Here is a 12,803-nt window from a genome sequence, read left to right as displayed (position 1 = left end):
ACGCTACACAGCGCCTGCAATACCATCGCGAGCAAGCTCGCTCCTACAGGGGGGGTAGAGGGGTTATTCGTGTTCCTTGAGATACTCCATCGCCATCTGCTCGGTCGCTGCCTTGATCGGCGCCAGAAGGTGTGGCGCAACCAGCATCATGATCTGGTAAACCACTAGCCGCACCTCGCCTTCACGATCGAGAATCCGCTGGTAATCCAGAGAGAACAGCAGGGTCATGGTGATCTGCTCCACCAATTGCCCCAGTGCCTGGGTATCGCTGACCAGCAGCCCTTGCGCCTGCAATCGTGCGAGCAACGACGCCAGTGTGCGCTTGAGTGCATTGAGCAGATTGCGAATGCCCTTGGCCAGTTTCGGCAGGCGCCCGGCGAGGTTCGACAGGTCCTGGAAGAGAAACCGGTAGTGGGACAGGCGTTCGACGATCAGGTGCAGGAACAGCCAGTAGTCCTCAGGCGCCAGTTCGACATCGGCCGGTGGATCGAGCAGCGGGGCGAGTTCGCCCTGAAAGCGCTCGAACAGCCCGAGAATCAGCGGTTCCTTGCCGTGGAAGTGGTAGTAGAGGTTGCCCGGGCTGATGCCCATTTCATTGGCAACTTCCATGGTGGAGACATTCGGTTCGCCCTTTTGATTGAACAACTGCAGGGCACATTCGAGGATCCGGTCGCGGGTTTTCATCCAGTCTTCTTAATGTTCGTGCCAGGCCAACCTCCAGTCCTGTAGGAGCGAGCATGCTCGCGATGGTCGTTAACGATTACGCGGGCTACCTGATTACCCGCGGCGTCTGGATATCCATCGCGAGCATACTCGCTCCTACCGGGTCGGAGACTGACTGCGGCATTTTTTTAGGTTCAGCGCACACGTACGTAGGTACCGGGCGCAGCTTCCATCGGTGGATAGTTCTGGTTGCCGAGCGCCATGTGGGTTTCCTTCTGTGCGCCGGAGCGTTCCTGAACCCAGCTCAGCCATTGGGTCCACCAACTGCCGTCGACATGCCTGCCGTCGTAGTACCAGGCGCGGGGGTCGCTGCTCAGTTTGCCGTTTTCGACGTAGTTGGCTTTCGGGTTGCTCGGCGGGTTGAGGATGCTCTGCACATGACCGCTGTTGGATAGCACAAAGCGCCGCTCGCCACCGAGCAACAGCGTCGAGCGATACACCGCATCCCACGGCGTGATGTGATCGTTGATGCCGGCGACGCTGAAGCTGTCGACGGTGACCTTCTGCAAATCGATCGGCGTGCCACACACTTCCAGGCCGCCCGGGTGGGTCAGCGGGTTGTGCTTGAAGAAGTCCAGCAGGTCGCCATGCAGGGCGGCCGGCAGGCGCGTGCTGTCGTTGTTCCAGTAGAGGATGTCGAACGCCGGCGGCTCCTTGCCCAACAGGTAGTTGTTGACGAAGTAGCTCCAGATCAAATCGTTGGGGCGCATCCAGGCGAAGACCTTGGCCATGTCGCGGCCGTCCAGCACACCTTTCTGATAGGAGCGGCGCTTGGCGGCCTCCAGAGTCTGCTCGTCGGCGAACAGCGAAGCGGGGCTATCCAGCTGGCTGTCGAGCAGGCTCACCAGATAAGTCGCACTGGACACCCTGCGCAGTTGCCGCTTGGCCTGCAAGTGGCCTTGCAACGCGGCAATGGTCAACCCGCCGGCGCAGGCGCCCATCAGGTTGACCTCGCGTGCGCCGGTGATCGCCCGGCACACATTCATGGCCTCTTCCACGGCTTCCACGTAGGTCGAGAGCCCCCATTCACGGTGACGCACATCCGGGTTGCGCCAGCTGATCATGAAGGTCTGCAGGCCGTTTTTCAGCGCGTACTGGACGAAGCTGTTGTGGGGGCTCAGGTCGAAAATGTAGTACTTGTTGATTTGTGGCGGCACCACCAGCAGGGGCTTGGAATACTGCTTTTCGCTCATCGGCTTGTACTGGATCAACTCCAGCAGTTCGTTGCGAAACACCACGGCACCGGTGGTGGTGGCGACCGTCTTGCCGACCTCGAACGCTTGCTTGGTGACTTGCCGGGGCAAGCCATCGTTGTGCAGCAGATCGTCCACCAGATGGCCGATGCCACGCACCAGGCTGTTACCCCCGGAATTGAAGAGCTCCTTGACCGCCAATGGATTGAGCAGGGTGTTGGAGGGCGATACGGCGTCGTTGAGCAAGGCGAAAGCGAAGTGGGCGCGGGCGCGGTCGTCCGGGCTCATGTCGCTCTCGTCGATCCAGCTTTTGACCTGCTTCTGCCAGCTCAGATAGGCCTGCAGGCTGCGCCGGTAAAACGGGTTGAGGCTCCACGCCGGATCGGCGAAGCGAGTGTCCTGCGGGTTGGTCGGGTGCAGGGTTTCACCCAGCAGCACACGACCAAGCTGGCCGCCGAGTTTGAGGGCATGTCGGGCACTGTGCACCGGATTGCGCAAGCCATGGGCGGCCACACTGCGCAGGGTCGATAACAGATCCCGACCGCGCAGGCCGGTAATCGCACTCTGTGCATTGATGAACGCGGCGGGAGTCGGTAACGAATCCCTCGCTGGTTTCTCGCGCATGAGTCAACACTCCTTCGTCTTCAGGCTAAAAACAAACACACCGAACCAGAACACCATAGACGCTGTAACGGGTTGTTGCGCGGCGTGGCGTCCTGCCGGCCGCTGATGCAGCGGTTTAGCTGCCCAATGGCGCCGGACGCGGATGCATCACCGCGCGCTGGCGCTCCTCTTCCAGGAATTTCATGATGATCGGGGCCACAGCTTCGGCCCGGGTAATCAGGAACAAATGCCCGTCATCGATGATGTGCAGCTGGGCGTTGGGAATCCGCCAGGCCAGCAAGCGCATGTTGACCAACGGGATCAGCGGGTCATCGTCGCCGGCCAGTACCAGGGTCGGCTGACGGATCTTGTGCAACCAGTGGATGCTGGTCCAGCCGAGGCCGGCGAACAGCTGCCAGTAGTATCCGAGCTTGCCCGCTGAACGCACCTTGGCCGCATGGCTCGCGGCCAGCGTCGGGTCGCGACGGAAAGCGCCGCCGTAGATCATCGGCGCAATGCGAATTACGTGGGACGGTTGGATGTAACGTCGCGGACTGGCCATCATCCACAGCACTTTCGGCTTGCCCGGTACCATCACCGCACCTGCCGCCGTCGCCGCCAGCACGAGTTTCTTGCAGCGCTCCGGATAGTCGTAAGCGAACTGTTGGGCCAGGGCGCCCCCCCAGGACACGCCGATGACATTGACCTGCCCGTAGTCGAGATAGTCGAGCATCCGCGCCGTGAGCTTGGCCAGCCCCGGAAAACGATACGGCCGGTTCGGTGTCGACGAACCGCCGACGCCGGGTACGTCGAAAGCGATGACTTCCAGGTCCGGGTCCAGCGCCGCGATGAACGGGAACACCAGCTCCAGGTTGGCGCCAATGCCGTTGAAAATCAGCAGGGGCGTCAAGTGAGGCTTGCCGGGGCGTACCGCCGTGCGGAGCGTCTGGCCATCCAGCTCGACGGTACGGAATATGAAGGGTTGCGGCATGCTTCTGGCCCTGTGGGTCGCTCTCTTGAATTCTTCCTCATCCCCTGTAGGAGCGAGCTTGCTCGCGAAAAACGCGAGGACGACACGTTAACCAGGCAGTGCTCGTTATCGTTGACGTCCATCGCGAGCGAGCTCGCTCCTACAGTAGGGCGAGGTGTGTCAGTTACCGCTCATGCACGTAAGTGCCCGGTGCGGCTTCCCCTGCCGGGTAGGCCTTGTTGCCCAGTTTTGCCGGTGCTTTTTTCAGGTTGCCCGAACGCTGTGCCTGCCATGCCTGCCAGTGCAGCCACCAGGAGTCGGCGTGCTTGGTCGACTCTTCCTGCCAGTCATCGGCATCGGCGGGCATTTGGGTGCTGGTCATGTAGCGCGATTTCGGATTGCCCGGCGGGTTCAGAATGCTCTGGATGTGCCCGCTGCTGGACAGCACGAATTCAACGTTGCCGCCGAACAGTTGCGCCGACTTGTAGCAGGAGCGCCACGGCGTGATGTGGTCGCTGGTGCCGGCCAGCGAGAAGATGTCGGCGGTAACCTTCTTCAGGTCGATCGGCGTGCCGCACACTTCCAGTGCATCGGCGCGGGTCAATGGATTGCTTTTGAACATTTCGATCAGGTCGCCATGGAACGCCGCAGGCAACCGGGTGGTGTCGTTGTTCCAGAACAGAATGTCGAAAACCGGCGGTTCGTTGCCCAACAGGTAGTTGTTGACCCAGTAGTTCCAGATCAGGTCGTTGGGGCGCATCCAGGCGAAGACCTTGGCCATGTCGCGGCCTTCCAGCACGCCGGCCTGGTACGATTGGCGCTTGGCGGCTTCGAGGGTCTGCTCGTCGACGAACAGGGCCACGTCGCTGTCCAGGGTGGTGTCGAGCACGCTGACCAGCAGGGTCAGGGCGTTGACCTTGTTCTCGCCGATTGCTGCGTAGTGGCCCAGCAGCGCGGTGCAGGTGATGCCGCCGGAGCAGGCACCGAGCATGTTCACGTCTTTGCTGCCGGTAATGGCGGTGACCACATCAACCGCTTCCTTGAGCGCTTCGATGTAGGTCGACAGGCCCCACTCGCGCTGCTCCTTGGTCGGGTTGCGCCAGCTGACGATGAAGGTCTGCACGTTGTTGCGCAGGCAGAACCGCGCCAGGCTTTTTTCCGGGCTCAGGTCGAAAACGTAGAACTTGTTGATCTGCGGCGGTACCACCAGCAGTGGGCGTTCATGCACCTGCTCGGTGATCGGCTTGTACTGGATCAGCTCCAGCACGTCGTTGCGAAAGACCACTGCGCCCTCGGTCACACCAAGGGTCTTGCCGACCTCGAATGCGCCCATGTTGACCTGGCTCGGCATGCCGCCGTTATGCACCAGGTCCTTGGCCAGATGCGAGAGGCCATCGAGCAGGCTTTTGCCACCGGTTTCGAAGAAGCGCTTGACCGCCGCCGGGTTGGCCGCCGTGTTGGTCGGGGCGAAGGCTTCGGTCATGAGGTTGATCACGAAATGCCCGCGGCTGACGTCCTTGGGCGGCAGGTTGCTGTCGCCGATCCAGTCGTGGAGTTCCTTGCGCCACGCCAGGTAGGTTTGCAGATAACGTTTGTAGAGCGGGTTCTGGCTCCAGGCCGGATCCGCGAAGCGACGGTCATCGCTGGTCGGTAGCAGCTCGGATTTGCCGAGCAGCACGTTCTTGAGTTCAAGGCCGAAATGCGCAACATGCCTGGCGCTGTGAATCGGTTGTTTGATGGCCTGCCTGAGTACCATGCGAGCAGAAGCCAGTAGATCCTTTCCACGCAGTCCAACGACAGGATTCAGCCCCAAGGTGTTTTCCGAGGCTTGATTCTTCAAGTCATCGTTATTCTTGTTACTCATCTACGACGCTCCATTGTCCTGAGACGAGTACCGGGTCCTGCTGTGTAGTCACACAGCCAATGCCAGGTACTACTGCTCGGGGTGACCGTTAATACTGCATCGCTGCTTTTTTAATGCAGAGAGCACTGCAGGGAACTTGCCAGTTCCATTGGTTACCCGAGTTTAATTTTTTTCGCAAGCAGGCCGATCGGCGGCCCTGGAGCGGAGCATTCAAACAGATGAAATTAGAAAATGCCCTCTAAAGAGCAAGAGGCTCAGGCTAGAGCATCAGTTTGACGACGGATTCGTTCGGATCGCGGGTTTTTCCAGCCGCTTTCAGTTCGGCCAGATAGTCATCCCAGAGTGCGTCATAACGTCGCGCCAGTTCGTAGAGGTATTCCCAGGTAAACAGACCACTGTCGTGACCGTCATCGAAGGTCAGTTTCAGTGCGTACTGACCGGCCGGTTCTACCTTGGTCAGGCCTACGTTGATCTTGCCAAACTGCAGGATGGGTTTGCCGTGGCCCTGGACCTCGGCGGAAGGAGAATGCACGCGCAGGAATTCGGCGGGCAGGGTGTATTCCTCGCCGGACGCGTATTTCAGCGACAGGGTTTTCGAGGCTTTGTGCAGCTTGATGTCAGTGGGGAGTTGGGTCATGGCCTGAAGTCCGTTATGTGGCAGACCCCGATTTAAATGTGGGAGCGGGCTTGCTCGCGAAGAGGCCATGACATTCAACATCAATGTCGAATGTCAGACCGCTTTCGCGAGCAAGCCCGCTCCCACAGGGGCCGCGATTACCGTAAGTATGGCTTACAGGATATAACGGGAAAGGTCTTCGTTCTGCGCCAATTCGCCCAGGTGGCTGTTGACGTAGTCGGCGTCGATCTGGATCACCTTGTCGTCATGGGCGCTGGCCAGGTCGCCGGCGCTGAACGACACCTCTTCGAGCAGGCGCTCGAGCAAGGTGTGCAGGCGACGGGCACCGATGTTTTCGGTTTTCTCGTTGACCTGCCAGGCAATCTCCGCGATGCGCTTGATGCCGCTCGGCTGGAACTCGATGCCCAGGCCTTCGGTTTTCAGCAGCGCGCAATATTGCTCGGTGAGCGAGGCGTGCGGTTCGCTGAGGATGCGTTCGAAGTCTTCTGGCGAAAGGGCCTTGAGTTCGACACGAATCGGCAGGCGACCTTGCAGTTCCGGCACCAGGTCGCTCGGCTTGCTCAGGTGAAACGCACCGGAAGCGATGAACAGGATGTGGTCGGTCTTGACCATGCCCAGCTTGGTGTTGACGGTGCAGCCCTCGATCAGCGGCAGCAAGTCGCGCTGCACGCCTTCGCGGGATACATCGACGCCACCGGTATTGCCACGCTTGGCGACCTTGTCGATTTCGTCGATGAACACGATGCCGTGCTGCTCGACCGCTTCCAGGGCCTTGGCCTTCAACTCTTCATCGTTGACCAGGCGGCTGGCTTCTTCGTCGCGCACCAGCTTGAGCGCTTCCTTGACCTTGAGCTTGCGGCTCTTGCGCTTGCCCTTGCCCATGTTGGCGAACAGGCTTTGCAGCTGGTTGGTCATTTCTTCCATGCCCGGTGGCGCGGAGATATCGACGCCGGCCATTTCGGCGACTTCGATTTCGATCTCCTTGTCGTCCAGCTGGCCTTCGCGCAGGCGCTTGCGGAACAGCTGACGGGTATTGGAATCCTGGGTCGGGGCATCGTCGCTGCTGAAACCCATGCGTGCCGGCGGCAGCAGGGCGTCGAGGATGCGCTCTTCGGCAGCGTCTTCAGCGCGGTGGCGTACCTTGACGATTTCCTGTTCGCGCAGCAGCTTGATCGCGGCATCGGCCAGGTCACGAATGATCGATTCGACGTCGCGGCCGACATAGCCGACTTCAGTGAACTTGGTCGCTTCGACCTTGATGAACGGTGCGTTGGCCAGTTTCGCCAGGCGTCGGGCGATCTCGGTTTTACCGACACCGGTCGGGCCGATCATCAGGATGTTCTTTGGCGTCACTTCAACACGCAGTTCTTCAGGCAGCTGCATGCGGCGCCAGCGGTTGCGCAGGGCAATGGCTACGGCGCGCTTGGCATCGTCCTGGCCGATGATGTGGCGGTTGAGTTCGTGGACGATTTCACGGGGAGTCATGGGCATGATATTCAGTGGACCTCAAGCAAGAATGGGCCGTGGTGCGGTGGGCGGCACGGGCTTACTCGGCGCAGTCCTGCTCCTCAATGGTCTGGGTGTGGTTGGTGAATACACAGATGTCGCCAGCGATACCGAGGGCGGTTTCGACGATTTCCCGGGCCGACAGGTCGGTCTTTTTCAGCAGGGCGCTGGCGGCGGCCTGGGCGTAGGCGCCACCGGAACCCATGGCGATCAGGCCTTCTTCTGGCTCGACCACGTCGCCGTTGCCAGTGATGATCAGGGAGGCGTCTTTGTTGGCGACCGCGAGCATGGCTTCAAGGCGGCTCAGGGAGCGGTCGGTGCGCCATTCCTTGGCGAGTTCGACAGCGGCGCGCACCAGGTGGCCCTGGTGTTTTTCAAGCTGGCCTTCGAAGCGTTCGAAGAGGGTAAAGGCGTCAGCGGTGGCACCGGCAAACCCGGCGATGACCTGGCCGTGGTACAGGCGACGAACTTTTTTCGCGTTGCCTTTCATCACGGTATTGCCGAGGGAAACCTGGCCGTCGCCGCCCATGACGACTTTGCCGTGGCGGCGAACTGAAACGATGGTGGTCAAGGGAAGAGTCTCCACGCAGCGGGGCGAAAATGCCTTATCCCAACACATATGGGGGTGGTGGAAAGGATTTCAACTGCGGAGCGGGAGAGGGGACGAGCGGTGGCTTGGTCGAGGGTCTTGTGGTGTCTGTTCTGACGCCTTCGCGGGCAAGCCCGCTCCCACAGGGGGCGCGTAGACCTTGTGGGAGCGGGCTTGCTCGCGAAGAACGATGACGCGGTGGTCCTGAAGGGCTCAGCGGTTCTGGCGTTGTTGTAACAACAGATTACTGAAGCCGGCGCCGGCCAGTTGTTTCTGGGCGGTGGTCAGTTGTTCGCGGTTGCTGAACGGTCCGACCAGAACCCGATACCAGGTTTCGTCCTTCACCGTTCCGGACTCGACCGATACGGCCTGGCCCAGCAGGATGATCTGCGCCCGGACCTTGTCCGCATCGGCCTCCTTGCGGAACGAACCGGCTTGCAGGAAGAACCTGGTCACTGGCGCCGCCTTGACCGGAGGTGCTGGCGGAGGCGTGATCCCGGCCAGGGCTGCCTGGGCACGAGCCGTGTCGATCTTCGCCGCTTCGGCCGGGGTGACCGGCGTTGTCGGGATGGCTGGCACTTGCGGCGTCGGCAGGGTCTTTTCCGGTACGGCATCGGGCGGCACGATGACTTCCGATTCCGGCAGCAAGGTGTAGAAGTCGTACTTCGGCTTCACCGGCTGCGTCGGGCTCGGCGGGGTCTTGTTGGCCTCGGCGATCTTGCTGGCTTTCTGTTGTTGCTGTTGCTCGACCTTTTCACGCTTGACCGTGTCGCTGCCCTTGCCCGGTTCCAGTTTCATCAGGAACACGATGAACGCGCCGACCGTCAGGCCAATGGCCATCCATAGCCAGCCCGGGATCGGTTGTTTTGCAGGAGCTTGATAACGGCTGGCGCCACGCTTGGGTGCAGGTTTTTTCTTGGCAGCCAACTTACATACGCTCCAGAGTTTCCAGGCCCAAGAGTTCCAGGCCTTGCTTGAGAGTGCGTCCGGTCAGCGCGGCGAGGCGCAGGCGGCTCTGCATTTGTGCCGGGGTATCGGCGGCGAGGATCGGGCAGTTCTCGTAGAAGCTGGAGAACAGGCCGGCAACGTCGTACAGGTAAGTGCAGAGGATGTGCGGGGTGCCTTTTTCGGACACGTTGTTCAGGATTTCACCGAACTGCGCGAGTTTCGCCGCCAGTTCGTGTTCGTGCGCCGCTTCCAGAACGATCTGGCCTTCGACTTCGCTGAAGTCCTTGCCGAGTTTGCGGAACACACCGGCCACGCGGGTGTAGGCGTACAGCAGGTACGGCGCGGTGTTGCCTTCGAAGTTGAGCATCAGGTCGAAGTTGAAGCTGTAGTCGCTGGTGCGGTGCTTGGACAGGTCGGCGTATTTCACCGCGCCGATGCCCACGACCTTGGCGATGTTGCGCAGCTCGGCTTCGGCCAGCTCCGGGTTCTTGTCCTTGACCAGGGTGTAGGCGCGTTCCTGGGCTTCGGTCAGCAGGTCGATCAACTTCACGGTGCCGCCATCACGGGTCTTGAACGGACGGCCGTCAGCGCCGTTCATGGTGCCGAAGCCCATGTGTTCCATTTCCATCGGATGGGTCACGAAACCGGCCTTGCGCGCCACGGCGAACACTTGCTGGAAGTGCAGGGCCTGACGCTGGTCGACGAAGTACAGCGCGCGATCGGCCTTGAGCTTGCCGCTGCGGTAGCGCACGGCTGCCAGGTCGGTGGTGGCGTACAGATAGCCGCCATCAGCCTTGACGATGATCACCGGCAGCGGGTCGCCGTCGGCGTTCTTGAACTCGTCGAGGAACACGCACTGGGCGCCGTTGCTTTCGACCAGCATGCCCGCGGCCTTGAGGTCGTTGACCACATTGATCAGGTCGTCGTTGTAGGCACTTTCGCCCATCACATCGGCCATGGTCAGTTTGACGTTGAGCAGTTCGTAGATCTTCTGGCAGTGCGACAGCGAGATGTCCTTGAACTTGGTCCACAGCGCCAGGCAATCGGCATCGCCGGCCTGCAACTTGACCACCAGGCCACGGGCGCGGTCGGCGAACTCTTCGGATTCGTCGAAGCGTTGCTTGGCGGCGCGGTAGAAGTTTTCCAGATCCGACAGTTCGTCGCTGGTGATCGGGTTTTCCTGAAGATAAGCCATCAGCATGCCGAACTGGGTGCCCCAGTCGCCAACGTGGTTCTGACGGATCACGGTGTCGCCGAGGAACTCCAGAACACGGGCCACGCCGTCGCCGATGATGGTCGAGCGCAGGTGGCCGACGTGCATCTCTTTGGCCAGGTTCGGAGCCGACAGGTCGACCACGGTGCGCTGTACCGGGCCGGCCTTGCGCACGCCGATGTTGGCGTCGGCCAGGGCGGCGTCCAGGCGTGCGGCCAGGGCGTCGGTGTTCTGGAAGAAGTTCAGGAAGCCAGGGCCGGCGATTTCGGTCTTGGAGACGTTTTCGTCAGCCGGCAGCGCGGCAATGATTTTTTCCGCCAGATCGCGGGGCTTCATGCCGGCCGGCTTGGCCAGCATCATGGCGATGTTGCTGGCGAAGTCGCCATTTTTCTTGTCGCGGGAGTTTTCCACCTGGATCGCCGGCGACAGGCCTTCAGGCAACACACCTTCGTTGACGAGTTGGGTGATGGCTTGTTGGATCAGCTGGCGAATGGTGTCTTTCATGGTCTTCTCTTTCGACCGCTGGCGCGGCGGCGCATCGTGCGCTGGTGGAAAAACTGGGCATTATCCGTTGCGAAGACGGGCTTGCCAACCTTAGCAGGCAGGTTATGGATGTGTGGTGACAATTAAGGCCTCTTCGCGAGCAAGTCAGCTCCCACAGTAGATCTCGGGTGTGCACAAGTTCTGCATTCAGCACAAATTCCCCTGTGGGAGCGGGCTTGCTCGCGAAAGCGATCTCAAAATCAATACAAATCCACCGGATCAACATCCAGCGACCAACGCACCGCCCGCCCGCTCGGCATCTGTTCCAGCACCAGCAGCCAACTGGCCAGCAACCGATGCAGCGGCGCCCGGGCCGTGGCCTGCAAGAGTAGCTGGGCACGGTAACGTCCGGCCCGACGCTCCATCGGTGCCGGTACCGGCCCCAGTAGCTCGATGCCGCTCAGGTTCTGTTCGGCCAGCAAACGCTCGGCCTCGCTGCACGCCTCATCAAGGAAACCTTCGGCCTGCCCTGGCTTATGCGCCTCGGCTCGCAGCAGCGCCAAATGCGCGAACGGCGGAAGACCCGCCGCGCGGCGTTCGCTCAAGGCTTGCTCCGCAAAGGCGAAATAGCCCTGCTCGGTCAGTTGCACCAGCAGCGGATGGTCGGCCAGGTGCGTCTGGATAATCACCTTGCCCGGCTCTTCGGCGCGGCCTGCGCGGCCGGCGACCTGGACGATCAGCTGTGCCATGCGCTCGCTGGCGCGGAAGTCGCCGGAGAACAGGCCGCCGTCCGCGTCGAGGATCGACACCAGCGTCACCCGTGGAAAGTGGTGGCCTTTGGCAAGCATTTGCGTGCCGATCAGGATGCACGGCTGGCCTTTTTGAATGGTTGCGAACAACTGGTTCATCGCGTCCTTGCGCGAAGTGCTGTCGCGGTCGACCCGCAGCACCGGATAGTCCGGGAACAGAATCGCCAGGCGCTCCTCGGCCCGTTCGGTGCCGGCGCCAACGGGGCGCAGATCGACCTTGTTGCACTTCGGGCACTGGCGCGGCACGCGTTCGACGTAGCCACAATGGTGGCAGCGCAGCTCGCCGTAACGCTGATGCACGGTCATCCGCGCATCGCAGCGCTGGCACTCGGACATCCAGCCACAGTCATGGCACAACAGTGTCGGGGCGAAGCCGCGGCGATTGAGGAACACCAGGACCTGCTGCCCGGCGGCCAGGGTCTGGCCGATGGCTTGTTGCATCGGCCCGGAAATGCCGCTGTCCAGCGGGCGACTTTTGACATCCAGACGCAGGAAACGCGGCTGCTTGGCACCGCCTGCGCGTTCATTCAGGCGCAGGAGTCCGTAGCGGCCAGTGTAGGCGTTGTGCAGGCTTTCCAGCGAAGGGGTGGCGGAACCGAGGACGATCGGGATGCGTTCCTGTCGCGCCCGCACCAGTGCCAGATCGCGGGCGTGGTAGCGCAAACCTTCCTGCTGTTTATAGGAGCCGTCGTGCTCTTCGTCGATGATGATCAGGCCGGGGTTCTTCATCGGCGTGAACAGGGCCGAGCGGGTGCCGATAATGATGTCGGCCTCACCGTCCCGTGCGGCCAGCCAGGCATCGAGGCGTTCGCGGTCATTGACTGCCGAATGGATCAGCGCGATGCGGGCATTGAAACGTTGCTCGAAGCGCGCCAGGGTCTGTGGGCCCAGGTTGATTTCCGGGATCAGCACCAGTGCCTGCTTGCCGGCCTCCAGCGTTTCGCGGATCAACTGCAGATAGACTTCGGTCTTGCCGCTGCCGGTGACGCCGGCCAGCAGGAACGCGTGATAACTGTCGAAGCCGGCTCGAATCGCCTCGTATGCGGCGCGCTGCTCCGGGTTCAATGGGAGTTCCGGTTGCGCCAGCCAGTGTTCGTGGCGTGCGCCCGGAGCGTGGCGGCGGATCTCGACTTGCACCAGCTCCTTGGCCAGCAGCAAATCCAGGCTGTCCTTGCTCAGCATCAGCTTGCTCAGTAATTGATGGGCGACGCCGTGGGGATGCTGGGCCAGCGTGGCCAGGGCTTCGCGCTGACGCGGGGCGCGGG

Annotated in this window: 10 protein-coding genes; all 10 read right to left on the bottom strand. The window is 61.4% G+C overall.

Annotated features, from left to right (window positions below):
* Positions 1-63 precede the first annotated feature (63 nt).
* The gene (locus tag ACCD00_RS28110) at positions 64-684 is read right to left on the bottom strand and encodes a TetR/AcrR family transcriptional regulator (protein WP_111289461.1); all 621 of its coding nucleotides are present in this window, start codon (positions 682-684) and stop codon (positions 64-66) included.
* 173 nt (positions 685-857) lie between these two features.
* Entirely contained in the window at positions 858-2,540 is a 1,683-nt protein-coding gene (gene phaC, locus ACCD00_RS28105; RefSeq protein WP_413428506.1) for a class II poly(R)-hydroxyalkanoic acid synthase, read from the bottom strand.
* 115 nt (positions 2,541-2,655) lie between these two features.
* Positions 2,656-3,510 (bottom strand): poly(3-hydroxyalkanoate) depolymerase, encoded by an 855-nt coding sequence (phaZ, locus tag ACCD00_RS28100; RefSeq protein ID WP_008017034.1) that lies wholly within the window; start codon positions 3,508-3,510, stop codon positions 2,656-2,658.
* 163 nt (positions 3,511-3,673) lie between these two features.
* Complete coding sequence (gene phaC / locus ACCD00_RS28095; protein ID WP_413428505.1) at positions 3,674-5,353, bottom strand: class II poly(R)-hydroxyalkanoic acid synthase; 1,680 nt, start codon at positions 5,351-5,353, stop codon at positions 3,674-3,676.
* 259 nt (positions 5,354-5,612) lie between these two features.
* Complete coding sequence (locus ACCD00_RS28090; RefSeq protein ID WP_008017032.1) at positions 5,613-5,990, bottom strand: gamma-butyrobetaine hydroxylase-like domain-containing protein; 378 nt, start codon at positions 5,988-5,990, stop codon at positions 5,613-5,615.
* Between the two features lie 153 nt (positions 5,991-6,143).
* On the bottom strand, positions 6,144-7,481 hold the full coding sequence (gene hslU, locus ACCD00_RS28085) for an ATP-dependent protease ATPase subunit HslU (protein WP_413428504.1): 1,338 nt from the start codon (positions 7,479-7,481) through the stop codon (positions 6,144-6,146).
* A gap of 55 nt (positions 7,482-7,536) precedes the next feature.
* Entirely contained in the window at positions 7,537-8,067 is a 531-nt protein-coding gene (hslV, locus tag ACCD00_RS28080; protein WP_008017029.1) for an ATP-dependent protease subunit HslV, read from the bottom strand.
* Positions 8,068-8,298: 231 nt separating this feature from the next.
* The gene (locus ACCD00_RS28075; RefSeq protein ID WP_322615501.1) at positions 8,299-9,012 is read right to left on the bottom strand and encodes an SPOR domain-containing protein; all 714 of its coding nucleotides are present in this window, start codon (positions 9,010-9,012) and stop codon (positions 8,299-8,301) included.
* A gap of 1 nt (position 9,013) precedes the next feature.
* Positions 9,014-10,750, bottom strand: coding sequence for an arginine--tRNA ligase (gene argS / locus ACCD00_RS28070; RefSeq protein ID WP_413428503.1), 1,737 nt, complete (start codon positions 10,748-10,750; stop codon positions 9,014-9,016).
* 239 nt (positions 10,751-10,989) lie between these two features.
* The coding region (locus ACCD00_RS28065; RefSeq protein WP_413428502.1) for a primosomal protein N' at positions 10,990-12,803 on the bottom strand (1,814 nt) is incomplete at its 5' end.

This window comes from Pseudomonas sp. Pseusp3, assembly GCF_047304225.1.
GTDB lineage: Bacteria > Pseudomonadota > Gammaproteobacteria > Pseudomonadales > Pseudomonadaceae > Aquipseudomonas > Aquipseudomonas fluorescens_CD.
The sequence above is the reverse complement of the archived record's forward strand: the minus strand, read 5'-3'. Positions and strand labels throughout refer to the sequence as shown.